This is a genomic window from Aeromonas sp. 604443 (assembly GCF_049170315.1).
GTDB lineage: Bacteria > Pseudomonadota > Gammaproteobacteria > Enterobacterales > Aeromonadaceae > Aeromonas > Aeromonas veronii_A.
Genome location: NZ_JAAKMI010000014.1, coordinates 58592 through 74033 on the forward strand (window position 1 = coordinate 58592; position 15442 = coordinate 74033).

The 15442-nt window shown below is 58.3% G+C and carries 17 protein-coding genes; 10 read left to right on the forward strand and 7 right to left on the reverse strand.

Annotation, left to right across the window (positions count from 1 at the left end):
• Positions 1–4 precede the first annotated feature (4 nt).
• Both G5380_RS16985 and deoD read left to right on the forward strand, forming a co-directional pair.
• Positions 5–1213 carry a phosphopentomutase gene (locus G5380_RS16985; RefSeq protein ID WP_021230981.1) on the forward strand — a complete coding sequence of 403 codons (1209 nt, stop codon included), beginning with the start codon at positions 5–7 and terminating at the stop codon, positions 1211–1213.
• 76 nt (positions 1214–1289) lie between these two features.
• Positions 1290–2006: a purine-nucleoside phosphorylase gene (gene deoD / locus G5380_RS16990; protein WP_040096807.1), complete on the forward strand. Its 717-nt coding sequence runs from the start codon at positions 1290–1292 to the stop codon at positions 2004–2006.
• 60 nt (positions 2007–2066) lie between these two features.
• Here the strand turns inward: deoD and G5380_RS16995 are convergent, their stop codons facing one another.
• Complete coding sequence (locus G5380_RS16995) at positions 2067–2702, reverse strand: AhpA/YtjB family protein (protein WP_266134757.1); 636 nt, start codon at positions 2700–2702, stop codon at positions 2067–2069.
• 119 nt (positions 2703–2821) lie between these two features.
• Here G5380_RS16995 and serB point away from each other — a divergent pair, with 119 nt between their 5' ends.
• Positions 2822–3832, forward strand: a complete 1011-nt coding sequence (gene serB, locus G5380_RS17000; RefSeq protein ID WP_216952868.1) for a phosphoserine phosphatase SerB — start codon at positions 2822–2824, stop codon at positions 3830–3832.
• A 28-nt stretch (positions 3833–3860) separates the two neighbouring features.
• Entirely contained in the window at positions 3861–4766 is a 906-nt protein-coding gene (locus tag G5380_RS17005; protein WP_216980100.1) for an alpha/beta fold hydrolase, read from the forward strand.
• A 38-nt stretch (positions 4767–4804) separates the two neighbouring features.
• Here the strand turns inward: G5380_RS17005 and G5380_RS17010 are convergent, their stop codons facing one another.
• On the reverse strand, positions 4805–7186 hold the full coding sequence (locus G5380_RS17010; RefSeq protein WP_421206094.1) for a PilZ domain-containing protein: 2382 nt from the start codon (positions 7184–7186) through the stop codon (positions 4805–4807).
• A gap of 100 nt (positions 7187–7286) precedes the next feature.
• Between G5380_RS17010 and radA the strand changes: the two genes are divergently transcribed.
• Positions 7287–8654 (forward strand): DNA repair protein RadA, encoded by a 1368-nt coding sequence (gene radA, locus G5380_RS17015; RefSeq protein ID WP_005341318.1) that lies wholly within the window; start codon positions 7287–7289, stop codon positions 8652–8654.
• A gap of 56 nt (positions 8655–8710) precedes the next feature.
• Here the strand turns inward: radA and G5380_RS17020 are convergent, their stop codons facing one another.
• Both G5380_RS17020 and rsd read right to left on the reverse strand, forming a co-directional pair.
• The gene (locus G5380_RS17020) at positions 8711–9091 is read right to left on the reverse strand and encodes a PilZ domain-containing protein (protein WP_216952871.1); all 381 of its coding nucleotides are present in this window, start codon (positions 9089–9091) and stop codon (positions 8711–8713) included.
• A gap of 101 nt (positions 9092–9192) precedes the next feature.
• Positions 9193–9675, reverse strand: coding sequence for a sigma D regulator (gene rsd / locus G5380_RS17025; protein ID WP_216952872.1), 483 nt, complete (start codon positions 9673–9675; stop codon positions 9193–9195).
• A 337-nt stretch (positions 9676–10012) separates the two neighbouring features.
• Between rsd and hupA the strand changes: the two genes are divergently transcribed.
• The gene (gene hupA, locus G5380_RS17030) at positions 10013–10285 is read left to right on the forward strand and encodes a nucleoid-associated protein HU-alpha (RefSeq protein WP_005340484.1); all 273 of its coding nucleotides are present in this window, start codon (positions 10013–10015) and stop codon (positions 10283–10285) included.
• Between the two features lie 114 nt (positions 10286–10399).
• Here hupA and G5380_RS17035 read toward each other — a convergent pair whose 3' ends face one another.
• The 3 genes from G5380_RS17035 to G5380_RS17045 form a co-directional block, all read right to left on the reverse strand.
• Entirely contained in the window at positions 10400–10843 is a 444-nt protein-coding gene (locus G5380_RS17035; RefSeq protein ID WP_005358045.1) for a PACE efflux transporter, read from the reverse strand.
• Positions 10844–11006: 163 nt separating this feature from the next.
• A complete protein-coding gene (locus G5380_RS17040; RefSeq protein WP_421208956.1) occupies positions 11007–11864 on the reverse strand; it encodes a hypothetical protein in 858 nt (285 codons plus the stop codon).
• Positions 11865–11972: 108 nt separating this feature from the next.
• Positions 11973–13196 carry an Nramp family divalent metal transporter gene (locus tag G5380_RS17045; protein WP_421208955.1) on the reverse strand — a complete coding sequence of 408 codons (1224 nt, stop codon included), beginning with the start codon at positions 13194–13196 and terminating at the stop codon, positions 11973–11975.
• 237 nt (positions 13197–13433) lie between these two features.
• Between G5380_RS17045 and rpsF the strand changes: the two genes are divergently transcribed.
• From rpsF to G5380_RS17065, 4 genes are all read left to right on the forward strand, one after another.
• Complete coding sequence (gene rpsF, locus G5380_RS17050) at positions 13434–13820, forward strand: 30S ribosomal protein S6 (RefSeq protein ID WP_005308887.1); 387 nt, start codon at positions 13434–13436, stop codon at positions 13818–13820.
• Positions 13821–13850: 30 nt separating this feature from the next.
• Positions 13851–14081 (forward strand): 30S ribosomal protein S18, encoded by a 231-nt coding sequence (gene rpsR, locus G5380_RS17055; protein WP_005308890.1) that lies wholly within the window; start codon positions 13851–13853, stop codon positions 14079–14081.
• A 52-nt stretch (positions 14082–14133) separates the two neighbouring features.
• The gene (rplI, locus tag G5380_RS17060; protein WP_005340490.1) at positions 14134–14580 is read left to right on the forward strand and encodes a 50S ribosomal protein L9; all 447 of its coding nucleotides are present in this window, start codon (positions 14134–14136) and stop codon (positions 14578–14580) included.
• Positions 14581–14681: 101 nt separating this feature from the next.
• On the forward strand, positions 14682–15422 hold the full coding sequence (locus G5380_RS17065) for a ferredoxin--NADP reductase (RefSeq protein WP_421206095.1): 741 nt from the start codon (positions 14682–14684) through the stop codon (positions 15420–15422).
• Positions 15423–15442 lie beyond the last annotated feature (20 nt).

Sequence of the window (15442 nt, forward strand, 5' to 3'; positions counted from 1 at the left end):
ACCCATGAAACGTACCTTTATTCTGATGATGGACTCTTTCGGTATTGGCGCTGCTGCCGATGCCGACAAGTTCGGAGATGTGGGCGCCAACACCCTTGGCCATATCGCCAAGGCGTGTGCGGCAGGTGAAATTGAAGGCCGTGGTGCCCTCAATCTACCCAACCTCAACAAGCTGGGTCTGGGCCACGCTTGCGAGCAGGCTTCCGGCTACTTCCCGGAAGGGCTGAAGAAAGATATCGAGGTGGTCGGTGCCTACGGCTTTGCGCAGGAGCTCTCCTCCGGCAAGGACACCCCGTCCGGTCACTGGGAGATCGCCGGCGTGCCCGTGCTGTTCGAGTGGGGCTACTTCAAGGATCACCACAACAGCTTCCCGCAGGAGCTGCTGGACGCCATCGTCGAGAAGGCTGGTCTGCCAGGTTATCTCGGCAACTGCCACGCCTCCGGTACCCAGGTGCTTGATGATCTGGGCGAAGAGCACATGAAGACCGGCAAGCCGATCCTCTACACCTCCGCCGACTCGGTGTTCCAGATTGCCTGCCACGAAGAGACCTACGGCCTCGAGAAGCTCTATGAGCTGTGCCACATCGTTCGCGAGCTGCTGGAGCCCTACAACATCGGCCGCGTGATTGCGCGTCCGTTCGTGGGCACTGGCAAGGGCAACTTCAAGCGTACCGGCAACCGCCACGACTACTCAGTGCTGCCGCCGGCGCCGACCGTGCTGGATTACATGAAAGATGCGGGTGGCCAGGTTGTCTCCATCGGCAAGATTGCCGACATCTATGCCCAGCAGGGCATCACCAAGCAGGTGAAAGGGACCGGTCTGACCGAGCTGTGGGATCGCACGCTGGAAGAGGTGAAAGCGGCCGGTGACAACACCATCGTCTTCACCAACTTCGTCGACTTCGACTCCTCCTACGGCCACCGCCGTGATGTTGCCGGTTATGCCGGTGCGCTGGAGTATTTCGATTCCCGCCTGCCGGAGCTGTTTGAGCTGCTGCAAGATGGCGACGTGGTGGTGCTGACTGCCGACCACGGCTGTGACCCGACCTGGGGTGGTACCGACCACACCCGCGAATACATTCCGGTGCTGTTCTTCGGCAAGCCGGTCAAGGCTGGCTCTGTCGGTCGTCGCGAGACCTTTGCCGATATCGGCCAGAGCATCGCGGCTTACCACGGCCTGCCGAAACTGGCGTACGGTACCAGCTTCCTGTAATTTACCCGCCCGCCACTTCGGCGGCGGGCAATTTATAAAACAATAAAACTCAACCTAGTGTGAAGGAATCAAGAGAATGGCAACTCCTCATATCAATGCGAAAGATGGCGCCTTTGCTGATACCGTGCTGATGCCGGGCGACCCCCTGCGCGCCAAGTACATCGCTGAAACTTTCCTGGAGAACGTCGAGCAGATCTGCGACGTGCGCAACATGTTCGGCTTTACCGGTACCTACAAGGGCCGTCGTATCTCCGTAATGGGCCACGGCATGGGTATCCCCTCCTGCTCCATCTACGCAAAAGAGCTGATCACCGATTACGGTGTGAAGACCCTGATCCGTGTGGGCTCCTGTGGTGCCGTGCGTGAAGACGTGAAACTGCGTGACGTGGTGATCGGTATGGGTGCCTGCACCGACTCCAAAGTAAACCGTCTGCGCTTCAAGGATCACGACTTCGCTGCCATCGCTGACTTCGACCTGGTTGCTAATGCCGTGCAGGCCGCCAAGAACAAGGGCGTTGCCGTGCGCGTCGGTAACATCTTCTCCGCCGACCTGTTCTACACCCCGGACCCCTCCATGTTCGACGTCATGGAAAAATACGGCATCCTGGGTGTCGAGATGGAAGCCGCCGGTATCTACGGCGTGGCCGCAGAGTACGGTGCCAAGGCGCTGACCATCTGCACCGTCTCCGACCATATCCGTACCGGTGAGCAGACCACCTCTGAAGAGCGTCAGCTGACCTTCAACGATATGATCGAAATCGCGCTGGATTCCGTCCTGTTGGGCGACAACTAATCCCGCAGCCTCTGGAACCATGCAAAAACGGCGACCTCTGGTCGCCGTTTCTTTATCCGTTTACTGCGCCGCATCATTGTTGGTTGGCGGCGGGGAGGGTGGAGGACTTCGTTTTTTGTGCTTGCGCACTCGCATATAGTTGCGACGAATGCCATAGGAGATAAGCAGACCTGCCAGCAGCGCAATCAGCAATATCAGCCGCTGTTTCTCCTGAATCGTTTTGAGTCTGGTGTCCTTGTCCGCCAGCATCTGCTGCTCTTCCAGGGTGATGCGCAGGTAGCCCAGTGTCTGATCGCCATCCAGGACCTCCTGTACGAACTGGATCCGCCCCTTGCCTTGTTCCGGCATCGATTTGTTATTGTCACCGATGGGTAGCAGGCTCTCCAGCGGTACGGCCTGTTCCGACTGGGCGAGGGGAATGCCGCGTCCATCATAGAGTGTGACATCGAGGATCTCCGGCTCGGTCGCCAGATCCCGGGCCAGCCGTTCCAGCTCACTGCTGTTCTCCTCCTTGAGCCAGCGCTTCATGTCGCGGGCAGCATAGGCGACCAGTGCCTGGGCGCGGTTGCGTGCTTCGGTGTGCAGCGCAGCCTGGCTCTCTCCCTGCATATGAAGGAGAACAACCAGTACCCAGCAGCCGAGCAGCAGGCCGGCTACCAGACTGAGTACACGTTTGATGGGAAGATGACGCTGCAAGCGCGAGACCTCATGCTGACAATGAGTGCCGGATCTTGGCGCTTGCCTGCGCAAAAAGCAATACGCTACTCTGGGTCAGCATTGTTAACCCCCTGATCACCAAGGAAGGCGTATCTCTTATGTTGTTGTCCCGGCTCCCCCCTCTGTTATCCGATTGGCCTGCGTTGTTGTCCGGCTCACCCTGTTGGCAGCTCAACGCCGATGCGTTGCAACCGACAGAGACCCCGCAGGCGGGCGGCTGGTTGGTACTGTTTGGCAAGGGGCTGGGCGCCTCCCATCTGACGCATCTGTCACCACTGTTGGCTGCGCAGGGGCTGGTGGCCACCCTCTATCCTCCCACCGAGGTGACGGAGGTGCCGCTGCTGCTGCTTGGCTGCGATCGCTTCTCTTCCGAGTTGGTGGCCGAGCTCAAGAGCGGTGAGTGGGAGATCGATCTCTGCCACCTGCCGGCACTACCCACCCTGAGCGAACCCGGCCTGTTGGTGATGGACATGGATTCCACCGCGATCCGTATCGAGTGCATCGACGAGATCGCGCGGCTGGCGGGGGTCGGCGATCAGGTGGCGGCGGTAACAGCTGCTGCCATGCAGGGCAAACTGGAGTTCTCCGACAGTCTGCGCAACCGGGTGGCCCTGCTGGCTGGAGCGCCGGTCACCATTCTCGACGAGGTGGCCGCCAACATGCCGTGGATGCCCGGCTTGCAACTGATGGTCGATACCCTCAAAGAGGCTGGCTGGAAGGTGGCCATCGCCTCCGGCGGTTTTACCCGTTTTGCCGGCGAGTTGCAGCAGGCGCTGGGGCTCGATGCTATCTTCGCCAACGAGCTGGCGGTGGAAGGGGGTCAGCTGACTGGCAAGGTGAGCGGGCGCATCGTTGATGCCAGCGTCAAGGCCGAGGTGTTACAGCAGCTTGCTCAGGAGTACGGCATTGCTGCCGCCCAGACCGTGGCCATCGGCGATGGTGCTAACGATCTCAAGATGATGGGCGTGGCAGGTCTTGGGATTGCTATTCATGCCAAGCCGCTGGTGCGGGCGCAGGCTGCGGCCACCCTCAATCATCACGATCTGGAGGGGGTGATCTGCCTGCTGGCGGCGCGGGCCTGCAGCGAACAACGCTGGGACAAGCGCTGACTGTGTTTCAAGGAGGAAACCAATAAAAATGGAATTGTTGCAGCAGTCTCTGTTTATCCCCTGTGGCGCCCATCAACTGCATGTTCGCCACATCAAACCCCGGGTCGCCGTGCATGGCGAGCCGATCCTGATGGTGCACGGCGCCATCGAGAACGGCCGCATCTTTTACACCGAATCGGGCAAGGGGCTGGCCTGTTTTTTGGCCCGCCACGGCTATCAGGTCTATGTGGCTGATTTGCGGGGACGGGGGCTCAGCACTCCGGCCATCGCCGAGCTGGCGGAGCACGGCCAGCACGAGCTAATCACCGAGGACTTGCCCGCCCTGCATCGCTGGATTGCCGAGTGCCATCATGGCTTCAAGGTGCACTGGGTGGCCCACTCCTGGGGCGGTGTCATCATGGCCTCGACCCTGGTGCGCTTCCCCGAGCTGGCGGATCAGGTGGCCAGTCTGCTGTTTTTTGGCACCAAGCGCGGTGTGTCGGTGCACAATCCCGAGCGCTGGCTGAAGGTGGATCTGATCTGGAATCGGCTGGCCCCCTGGCTGGCTCGCCGCCGTGGTTTTCTGGCGGCTCGTACTCTGAAGATCGGTGCTGACGACGAGCCGCTGCGCTATCTGCAGGAGACCATCCCCTGGGTCAAGTGTGGCCCCTGGCGGGATCCTCACGACGGTTTTGCCTATGACGAGGGGGCGGCACGGGTCAACTGGCCGCCACTCTGGATGATCTCTGCCAGAGCCGACAAGGTATTGGGCCATCCGACCGATGTGCGCCGTTTCAGCGACGAGATAGGCTCGGCTGCTCGTCACACCCGCCTGGGGCGTGATAATGGCAACCGGCTTGACTATGACCACATCAATATGCTGACCGCCCCGCAGGCGCAGGAGGATCACTTTCCCCGGATCCTGGAATGGCTGCTCAATCCGCAGGCAGCATGACAAAAAACAGGGCACATAGTGCGCCCGTGTCGATGGGATCAGCGGGGCGGCTGCGTGATGCCGAACCGGAACAGAGTTGCCTGGGTGGTGTCGGTCAGCTCGCCAACCCCCACGACACTCCACAACTCCTCTTCCAGCCGCTTTGCCTTGTGAATGGCGAACTTGGCGATGTAGTCCAGCTCATTGGCAATGAAGTTGGTGTCGGGGCGTCCGGTGCGGGAGATGCCGACCAGCACCGAGTAGAATTCTCCCTGCTGCAGTGCCAGCTCGATGAACTGGCGCTTCTCTTTTAGGTTGCTAAAGCTGCTGGCGAGGCGGCTGGTGAAGATGGGGAGGCCCGCCTTGGTCTGGATGCTGGCAATATAGACCTCATCTTCACGCGGTTTGTCCTCCCGCTCGATGGCTCGCAACGGATTCATCAGCAGCTCCTTGAACAACTCCCCCTGAAACAGCGGATAGAGGTTCTCCTGCTCAGGTTGCTCGGCACAGGCGGTTAACAGTTGTTGCAGGCTGCGCGGAGTGAGTGACTTGCCGATGGCGGCTGGCTTGGGGGCACCCTTCAGTTTGTTGATATAGACCGGTGAGTTGAACAGGTGGTGGGTGTAAATATTGCGCAGGGCTCGCGCCAGTCCGCGATAACGGCGCTGCTCCTGCGCCGCCTTGAGCTTGTTCTGGTTGCTCTCGATCAGCAGGCTGAAGAACTGACGACCGGTATGACGATCGGAATCCCCGTCGATACAGAGGTGCAGCACGGTGCGAGTCATGTTGAGACTAACCAGCCGGTAGGAGAGATGCTGCAGATCCATGCTCTTGGATAACTCCTGCAGACGGGGCAGGGCGATGGTCACCACATCGTTTTTCTCGCCGATAAAGGCATCTTCCAGCTCGACCTGCAGGCCATGGGCAGAAATATCTCGGGTCCAGCCAAGCCATGACTTGCCATTGTGATGGATGGCAACGGCTGTTTTGTGGATATAGCGCAGCTCCTTGCGCAACTGGACATAGTGCAGGGATTCAATCTCGAAGGGGGCAACGCCCAGCTCGTGACCAAAACGTTGCAATTCATTGGCATTATTGCCCAGCTCGCCCTCCGGGCGGAACTCCTCCCGTTGGGACTCCAGACTGATCTCCTGCAGCAGGCCGCAATACCCAATCAGTTTGAGACGTTCGAGTAACAGAATATCCTGCAGTTGCGAATTTTCGACCCCCTGCAACTGCCCTACATCTGCCTCCAGCGATTCACACGCCTCCAGTGAAAACTTGTAGACACGCCAGCTGGGACGTCGGGAGCCCACCTGGAAGAAGAGGGCGGTGAGACCACTCTGGCGCAGCTCTTCAGCAGTGGCAGAGAAGAAATAGATATGGCTGCGTACCGTGTGGGTGAAGCAGTAGATGAGGGTTTCGGTCGTGGTGCCGGGAGCAGGGCAGAGGCGTTTCATCCGTTTTGCTGAGAAGAGTCCCGCCAGGGCATCGCGGTTTTTCTCGTCGCGCCAATACTCCAGCAGGTGCTGGTTGTTCTCGGTGCGCAGTGCTATCTCGAGTGAGGGACAATCTCCTGTGCTGAAGAAGAGAGGCATGCCGGTCATCCGTGGCAGGTAGAACTGCTCATATCCCTTGATGATGGCGGCGGAGAGCAGATAGTCGACGCTGACCCGATAGCGGATCTTGTTGGCTTCGATAAAGTCGCTGAGGAAGGCATCGAAGGCGGGCTGCTCACCGGAGCGTACCAGCCTCAGCCAATACTTCCCTTCCTTGCTCTCTTCACCGAGGATCTGGTAACCGACCGGCTGATGCAGCACCGGATTGGGGTGATCCCGCTCTAGCCCGGTAAAGAAGACCTCGACCTGAGCGCCGGTCTGGTAATTGGGCAAATAGGGGACCGAGACTCTCATGCCGCCGAGGGAAAGATCGGAACTTTTGGCGAACAACTTCTCCCCGTCATGAAGTTTGATGAGCAAGGGCGAGCTAAAGTGCATCCGCTCTTGTCGTCGCCCGTAGTAACTGGCAAAGACGATTGTGTTGACGTCGTATTGCCGGAAGGGGCTGACAGGGGGTTGCAGCAGGCCATCCACCCGGGCGTGGTGATGGTTCTTTTGCCATTGTTGCAGCGCTTCGTAAACGCCAAGGGTATAGGCGTCACGGTAGAGATAGCACTGGGACTGAAACAGTCCGATGGCCTCGGCCGGCATAAAGTGGGTGATACCGTCGAACTCGTGCACCAGGCACTCGTCCTCCAGTTCATCGCGCATGTCGATAACCCTGCGGCAAGGGGAGCATTTGCGATTGAGCTCCATCTTGATCAGAAAACGGCCGTTACTGTTTTCGTCCTGGGTCAGACGGTTGAAGATCTCTTCGAAATCTTTCTCCCGCAGCAGGGGTACAAGTTGTTCAATCAGATGTTGTTGGTGTACTGAATCCATGTGTTCCTGCCACGGAAAGTCACTTTTCCGATTCTGGGTTTGATCTGTCGGTCGCAAACAAGTATATCAAGCAGGAATTCATCCTGTCCCCGAGTTATCAATGGCTAAAAATAAAACTGCTTATGTTTGTTCCGAATGTGGTGCCGACTTCACACGCTGGCAAGGTCAATGCAGCGAGTGCAAGGAGTGGAATACCATCACCGAGGTACGCCTTGGCTCCGTCACTCCCGCAGGCAAGAGTGCCCGTTACACCGGTTATGCCGGCGCGGTCGGCAGTCAGGTACAGACACTGGCAGAGATCGCCACCACCGAAATCCCCCGTTTTACTTCCGGTTTCAAGGAGTTGGATCGGGTGCTTGGTGGCGGTGTGGTGCCCGGCTCGGCGATTCTGATCGGTGGTAACCCGGGGGCGGGTAAATCGACCCTGCTGCTGCAGACCATGTGTGGTCTGGCAGAGCGGATGAAAACTCTCTATGTCACCGGTGAGGAGTCGCTCCAGCAGGTGGCAATGCGGGCCAACCGCCTTGGTTTGCCTACCGACAAGCTACGGATGCTCTCCGAGACCAGCGTTGAGCAGATCTGCCTGATTGCCCAGCAGGAGCAGCCGCAGATCATGGTGATCGACTCCATTCAGGTGATGCATGTGGCGGATGTCCAATCTTCTCCCGGTTCGGTCTCACAGGTGCGTGAGGCAGCAGCGTTACTGACCCGTTACGCCAAGCAGAACCATGTGGCCATCTTCATGGTGGGTCATGTGACCAAGGATGGCAGTCTGGCTGGCCCCAAGGTACTGGAACACTGCATCGACTGCTCTGTGCTGCTTGACGGTGGCCATGACTCCCGTTTTCGGACTCTGCGCTCTCACAAGAACCGCTTCGGTGCGGTCAACGAGCTGGGGGTCTTTGCCATGACTGAACAGGGGATGCGCGAGGTGAGCAATCCCTCCGCCATCTTCCTCAGTCGGGGGCAGGAGCAGGCGCCCGGTTCCATCGTCATGGTGATCTGGGAGGGCACCCGGCCGCTGCTGGTGGAGTTGCAGGCGCTGGTGGACTACTCCCAGCTCTCCAACCCGCGGCGGGTAGCGGTGGGGATGGATCACAACCGGCTCGCCATGTTGCTGGCGGTGCTGCACCGTCACGGTGGGCTGCAGATGGCGGATCAGGATGTCTTCATCAACGTGGTTGGCGGGGTCAAGGTCGAGGAGACCAGTGCGGATCTGGCGCTGCTACTGGCGATGGTCTCCAGTTTCCGGGATCAGGCGCTGCCCAAGGATCTGGTGGTGTTTGGCGAAGTGGGGCTCTCAGGGGAGATCCGTCCTGTCCCCTCTGGTCAGGAGCGGCTGCAGGAAGCGGCCAAACACGGTTTTCGTCGTGCCATCGTGCCGCACGCCAATGCCCCCAAGCATCCTATCGAGGGGATGGAAGTGGTGCCGGTCAAGAAGTTATCAGAGGCGCTCGAGGCGTTATAACCGTAGCAATAGAGGCTGAATGAACAGAAAAGAGCACCATGTCTGGCCGGGCGTCGTTACGACTGGTTGTGCTCCTGATGCTCGTTCAACAGCTGTTCCAGCTCCCGATGCAGCAGCTCTTCGTCGCCGACGTTGAGCTCGATCATCCGCTTGAGGTGGGTGGCACTGTCGATGTCGATGTGGTGGCAGTAGAACCCCAGCTTCTTGCTGGCTTCATGGGTTAGCTCGACCTGCATCTTGATCTCGATGTCGCTGCCACTCAGGACAAAACTGAGCTGGTACTCCTTGTTGTCACGGCTCTCCCAATCATCCGGTCGGATTAACAGGGCGCCCTGCAGGGATATGTCGACAAGCTGAGTCTGCCACTTGTGCTCCCCCTGGGTGAGTTCGGCCGTGGTCAAATAGAGGATCCGTGCAAAACGGCGGCGCTCAGACATGCTCATCTCCTAGTTTGGAATCAGCTGGACACAGGGAATCATTGCTCTGAGTGTAATGCACCTTGGCTGCCAGTATCTTGAACTTGCTCCGAAAATAGCAATCAGGCTTGCTGGGCACTGAGGAACTCCACCACATGGAGTGCCTTGACCAGACGATCTTCCTGTTTGAAGCGATCCTCCAGTACCGGACCCAATTCGTTGAGGTCATCATCGAGCAGTAGCAGTTGGGCCTCGTCGGCATCACTGTATTTGTCGTTGAATTCGAGGGCAAACTCGGTAGTGGCACGAATATGGGGATAAATGCGCTTGGCCAGCTCCAGTGTTTCGCCGCTGGCTTGCTCGAAGGCGGTGACGACGTGGTGGTAGATCTCGAAATGGCCTGCACTGACATAGTCGACCAGGCGGTCGCAAAACTGATGCAGCTCTTCTGTTTTGGGCAGGCTGCGTTGCTTGGTCCGCGCCGGAGTGAGGCCTGCCAGCTGCATGTATCCAACCAGCAACGCTTGCCTTGCATCCAGCCAGTCGTCGATAGCCTTATGCTTGCCTGCCAGCGCCTGCTTGGTCTGTTCCAGTTTCGTCAACATAATCCCTATCCCTCCGTGGGGCAAAGGCTGGCCGATTGTTCGGTATTCCGAGCCGTTTGAGCAGTGACACAACCTATAACTAGGGAAAATCTGGGCAAGCGTCAATAGCCATGGGGGGATAATGTTAAGTGGCGAAGAAATAGCCAGCGGATTGTGTCTGCGTGCTAGCAGGTTTCAGGCCTGCTCACGGTTTTTCGCGTGTGGAATGTGACTATTTCCGCAGATCTTGATGAAAACCCCAGCGTTTGACGCGTTCGGCTCGATAAAGGCTTTGCCTGTGCGTTTTTTTTTGCATAGAGTGACCCAGCGCTAAATGCCCGATCATAAAGGAAATGTTATGAACAAAGCTCAACTTGTCGATGCGATTGCCGCCAAAGCAGATCTGAGCAAAGCTCAGGCCAAAGTGGCTCTGGAAGAGATCATCAATGGTATTACCCAGAGCTTGAAAGAAGGCGATGCTGTGCAACTGGTCGGTTTTGGCACCTTCAAGGTCACCCACCGCGCAGGCCGCACCGGTCGTAACCCGCAAACTGGTAAAGAGATCCAGATTGCTGCTGCCAACGTGCCTTCATTCGTGGCTGGCAAGGCTCTGAAAGACGCCGTCAAGTAAGTCCGAAAGTCTGTTTTGTCCAATGCCAGTCAGCTTGCTGACTGGCATTGTTTTTATGGGATTCTCCCATCCTTCCTGACTTTTCCTTTTGTCGGCCTCGTTGCGGCTGAGGCCTTATGCCGTTTGCGGGTTGGATGGCAGCGGCCAGATCCGCTCATAGGCCCAGGTAAAGACCATGATGTAGACGAGGTAGAAGGCGACGAAGCCGAGATCCAGCATCAGGGCGTCCCACACTCCCAAATCGAGCCAGAACATGACGCAGGGGAGGGAGAGCATCATAAAGCTCGCCTCATAGCCAAACGCGTGCAGGAAGCGGTCCAGTGGTCGCTTGTTAGTGCGTCCGCAAAGTTTGAGCAACCCCTTGTCGAACAACAGGTTCCAGCCATAGGTCCAGGCGGTGGCGACGATGGAGAAGAAGATGGCCAGCGAACCGACCTCGGCGACGCCCTGACCGAACAGCTGGCTGATCAGCGGTGCGACCAGTGCCAGCCCGATGCCTTCGTAGAGAACCAGATAACGAAGTCGATCCGGGGTGGTGCGTAGTTGGGTACTACTCATGGGTGATGTGCCTCCTGTGGGAGGCGCATTCTAATCAGGGAGTGGTTAAAAGAGAAGCATCGGCCCGTCATGACTGGCGTTGAGGGGCATGATGATGCGCCCTCTTTGCGATACTTCTCTATTGCCAATTTGGGCGTTAGCCCTGAGTGGTCAAGTCTGCGACTCAGGCGTCGGTTGGCGTGACCCGGGTCAGCATGGCAAAGCCCTCTTCCACCAGAGTGAGCTGTACCTTGGCCTCTCCCAACTCGGCGAGCGAGGTAACATGGGTACCGCCACAGGGGATGGTCACCTCCTGATCTTCCAGCATGCAGTGCCAGTAGCGCGAATCGATGATCGCCTCGCCTGCGCGGCTACGGCGGATCTCGCCCCCGGCTGCAATCCAGTCGGCCAGCTGCTGGTTGACCTTCTCTTCAATCAGCACCAGATCCGCCAGCAGTGCCTCGCTGTTGACTCCCTTCTTGCGCAGGCTCTTGCCGATGCGGTACTGCTCCCGCGAACCGCAAGGCTCGACTCGTGAACTCTGGATGGCGAGACGGTCGAAGTCGGGTTGGCCCAGTGCATCGCGCTCACTCACCTCTTTACGCCAGTAAGGAGTGAGAATCCGGTTGAGGGCGAGTGCCGCCAGATGGCAACCGCTGTGGCCCAGACTCAGGGCGTGGCGTGCTGCGCTATCGACCTGTAACTCGACCCGACTGCCGACAGGCAAGCTGTGCTCGCCCGCCAAGGGGTGTACCACCACGAACTGCCATCCCTCAGCCCCCCGCTTGACCGGAATGGCGCTGTCGACGAACAGCTCGCCATCCGGGCTGATAGCCCCCATCCGGCAAGGGCCAATAGCGGCTTCGCTACCTTCCCAGCGAGCATGACCCACATCCCCCGGCTGATCGGGCCAGAGATGGCTTTGGGGATGAAAGGGGGTGAGGTCGGTGACCAGCAGCGTGGTTTCACCGCGCTGGCAGCAGACCACGCTGGCCTGCTCCTGATGATGGCTCAGTACGAAGCTGACTCGGGTATGTTCCATGGCAAGGCTCCCGCAACGATAGATGAGAAGAGAAAGCGGCAGCATACGCCAAAGTGCGAGGAGGCTCATTAACCAGTGTTAATGAGCCTCCTGTTTGGTGACTGGTTGCTAGATCATGGCGACCAGCAGGTAGGCATTGAGCCCGATAACCAGTGCAACGATAAGACGGCCTATGGCCTGGGTGACCGGATGGTTGCGATGTTGCCCCATCAGCGCCCGATCACCGGTCAGCATCAACAGCGGGATCAGGGCCAGCGCGATGCCAAAACTCAGTATCACCTGACTCAGTACCAGAATTTCGGTGGTGTTGAGACCCATGGCGATCACCACGAAGGCGGGAGCCATGGTGATGGCGCGACGCAGCCAGAGCGGGATGGTAAAGCGGACAAAACCCTGCATTACCACTTGCCCGGCCAGGGTCCCTACCACGGTAGAGCTGATGCCGGATGCGACCAGCGAGAGGCCAAACAGGGTGGCTGCTGCCTGACCCAGCAGGGGAGTGAGGGTCTGATAGGCGGATTCCAGCTCCGCTACCTGCTGGTGGCCCGTGCTGTGGAACGCGGCGGCCGCCATCGCCATCATCGCCAGATTGACGAAGCCGGCGATAGTCATGGCAATCGCCACATCGACCCGGGTGGTGTGCAGCCGCTGGCTGACTGAACCCTGATCCTGCGTGTGCTGGGTCAGTGCCGAGTGCAGGTAGATAACGTGGGGCATCACGGTAGCACCGAGCACACCGGCGGCCAGATAGACGGCATCGCTGTTGGGCAGACCGGGGAAGAGGGCGCCCTCCAGCATGCTGGGCAGATGGGGGCGGGAGAAGATCAGCTCGACGATGTAGGCCGCCGCGACAAACAGCAACAGGCCACCGACCACGAACTCCAGCGGTTTCTGGCCGCGGGATTGCAACATCAGGATCCCCCAGGTCACCACGGCGGTGATGCAGGCCCCTTCAAGCAAGGTCACGCCAAGCAGCAGCTTGAAGCCGACTGCGGCGCCGATAAATTCGGCGAGGTCGGTGGCCATGGCGATGATCTCTGCCTGCACCCAGTAGGCCCAGACCGCCGGTTTTGGCAGTCGGTCGCGGATGTGCTCCGCCAGATTCTTGCCGGTGACGATACCGAGTTTGGCCGAGAGGGTTTGCACCAGCATGGCCATCAAGTTTGCCCATACCACTACCCAGAGCAGTTGGTAGCCAAAGGTAGAGCCCGCCTGAATATTGGTGGCGAAGTTGCCCGGGTCGATATAGCCGATGGCGGCGATAAAGGCAGGCCCGAGCAGGGTTAGCTTGAATTTGCGGGCTGGAATCGTAGTCGTCAGTGCGGGTTGCATGGCATCACCCTCCATAAGGATATGGAGAGAGAATAGATCTAAGTGATAATCATTATCAATTATTGTTTCTGATGATTTCCATCGGGAAAAACATTTAAAGCGGTCAGTTGCAGTGAGGGATGTGATTTCGTACAATACGCCGCCCTAGAAAAGCAGCGACTAAACACCTTTATGTTCCTTGCCTCCGAGGTCTGGCTGCACCTGGGCGGAGGCTGAATTAATCCGTAAGGAGCTAAAATGCGTCATTACGAAATCGTCTTCATGGTTCATCCGGACCAGAGCGAGCAAGTTCCCGGCATGATCGAGCGTTACACCGGCGCCATCACCACCTCCGGTGGTACCATTCATCGCCTGGAAGATTGGGGCCGTCGTCAGCTGGCTTACCCGATCGACAAACTGCACAAAGCCCACTACGTTCTGATGAACGTAGAAGCAGAGCAAGCCGTTATCGATGAGCTGGAAACCAACTTCCGCTTCAACGATGCCGTTATCCGCAACATGATCATGCGCACCAAGCACGCAGTGACTGAAGTTTCTCCGATGGCCAAGGCCAAAGAAGAGCGCTTCACCCGTCGTGACGACGAGCGCCGCGAAGAAGCTACTGAAGCTGCTTCCGAAGAGTAATTCTGGATCACTGACTAGAGGATAAAGGCCATGGCACGTTATTTCCGTCGTCGTAAGTTCTGCCGCTTCACCGCCGAGAACGTTACCGAGATCGACTACAAAGATATCGTTACTCTGAAAAACTACATCACTGAATCTGGCAAGATCGTACCGAGCCGTATCACCGGTACCCGCGCCAAGTATCAGCGTCAGCTGGCACGCGCCATCAAGCGTGCTCGTTACCTGGCTCTGCTGCCGTACACCGATCTGCACAACAAGTAAGAATCGGCCCGGCACTTAAGCCTAACTCAACGAAATTTATAGAGGAAAGGTAATGCAAGTTATCCTGCTCGACAAAATCGCCAAACTGGGCGGTCTGGGTGACCAAGTTTCCGTGAAATCTGGTTATGCCCGTAACTACCTGATCCCGCAAGGCAAAGCTGTTATGGCCACCAAAGCCAACATCGAAGCTTTCGGTGCTCGTCGCGCTGAGCTGGAAGCCAAACTGGCTGCCAACAAAGCTGCTGCTGAAGAGCGTGCTGCCAAGCTGGCCGAACTGGCTACCGTGGTTATCGCTTCCAAGTCTGGCGACGAAGGCAAGCTGTTCGGTTCCATCGGTACCCGTGACGTGGCTGAAGCCATCACTGCTGCCGGCGTAGCCGTTGCCAAGAGCGAAGTCCGCATGGGCAACGTTCTGCGTAACACCGGTGACTACGAAGTTGCTGTTCAGCTGCACGCTGACGTTAAAGCAACCGTACAGATCCAGGTTGTTGCCCTGTAATAGCGATTCGCTTTTGCAGAAAAAACCCGCGCTCTTGCGCGGGTTTTTTATTTTCCGGCCCGGGGGTAGAGTGAAGGTCTGTTCCACTGGAGGAGATCCTTATGGCTTGGGTAGAAGGTCGCGTCATCGAACGCATCGAATGGACACCCACCCTGTTCTCCCTGCGGGTAGCGGCCGAGCTGGTCCCCTACAAGGCAGGCCAATTCACCAAGCTGGCCCTCGAGCAGGGCGATCGCCGCATTCAGCGCGCCTACTCCTTCGTCAATCCCCCCTCTGCGCCATACCACGAGTTCTATCTGGTCGAGATCCCGAGCGGTGAGCTGACTCCGTCCCTTGGCTTGCTGCAAGCGGGCGATACATTGCTGGTGCAATCCCAGGCCACCGGCTTCCTGACGCTGGATGAGGTGCCCGCCGGGCGCGATCTCTGGCTGCTCTCGACCGGCACTGCCATCGGCCCCTTCCTCTCCATGTTGGCAGATGGGGAAGCCTTCAACCGTTTCGAGAATCTGGTGCTGGTGCACGGGGTGCGCAAAGGCGAAGAGCTGAGCTATCAGGATTTGATCGCCAGCTTTGCCGAGCAATATGGCGAGCGTTTTTGCTATGTCCCCTTTGTCAGCCGCGAGCCTTGGCCCGATGCAATGGCAGGGCGGATCCCGGCGACTATCGCCAATGGTCAGCTGCAGGCTCGAGTGGGGTTGGAGTTCTCACCCGAGCTGAGCCAAGTGCTGATCTGCGGCAATCCGGAGATGGTGAAAGAGACCCAGCAAACCTTGCTGGCGCTGGGGTTGGCCAAGAATCTGCGGCGGGCACCGGGCAATATCAGTGCGGAGAATTATTGGTAAAACAATCAGCACAGGGGCGC

Coding starts and splice junctions, on each gene's coding strand:
- G5380_RS16985 (WP_021230981.1), top strand. CDS start 5: ATGAAACGTACCTTTATTCTGATGATGGACTCTTTCGGTATTGGCGCT.
- deoD (WP_040096807.1), top strand. CDS start 1,290: ATGGCAACTCCTCATATCAATGCGAAAGATGGCGCCTTTGCTGATACC.
- serB (WP_216952868.1), top strand. CDS start 2,822: ATGTTGTTGTCCCGGCTCCCCCCTCTGTTATCCGATTGGCCTGCGTTG.
- G5380_RS17005 (WP_216980100.1), top strand. CDS start 3,861: ATGGAATTGTTGCAGCAGTCTCTGTTTATCCCCTGTGGCGCCCATCAA.
- G5380_RS17010 (WP_421206094.1), bottom strand. CDS start 7,186: ATGGATTCAGTACACCAACAACATCTGATTGAACAACTTGTACCCCTG.
- radA (WP_005341318.1), top strand. CDS start 7,287: ATGGCTAAAAATAAAACTGCTTATGTTTGTTCCGAATGTGGTGCCGAC.
- G5380_RS17020 (WP_216952871.1), bottom strand. CDS start 9,091: ATGTCTGAGCGCCGCCGTTTTGCACGGATCCTCTATTTGACCACGGCC.
- rsd (WP_216952872.1), bottom strand. CDS start 9,675: ATGTTGACGAAACTGGAACAGACCAAGCAGGCGCTGGCAGGCAAGCAT.
- hupA (WP_005340484.1), top strand. CDS start 10,013: ATGAACAAAGCTCAACTTGTCGATGCGATTGCCGCCAAAGCAGATCTG.
- G5380_RS17035 (WP_005358045.1), bottom strand. CDS start 10,843: ATGAGTAGTACCCAACTACGCACCACCCCGGATCGACTTCGTTATCTG.
- G5380_RS17040 (WP_421208956.1), bottom strand. CDS start 11,864: ATGGAACATACCCGAGTCAGCTTCGTACTGAGCCATCATCAGGAGCAG.
- G5380_RS17045 (WP_421208955.1), bottom strand. CDS start 13,196: ATGCAACCCGCACTGACGACTACGATTCCAGCCCGCAAATTCAAGCTA.
- rpsF (WP_005308887.1), top strand. CDS start 13,434: ATGCGTCATTACGAAATCGTCTTCATGGTTCATCCGGACCAGAGCGAG.
- rpsR (WP_005308890.1), top strand. CDS start 13,851: ATGGCACGTTATTTCCGTCGTCGTAAGTTCTGCCGCTTCACCGCCGAG.
- rplI (WP_005340490.1), top strand. CDS start 14,134: ATGCAAGTTATCCTGCTCGACAAAATCGCCAAACTGGGCGGTCTGGGT.
- G5380_RS17065 (WP_421206095.1), top strand. CDS start 14,682: ATGGCTTGGGTAGAAGGTCGCGTCATCGAACGCATCGAATGGACACCC.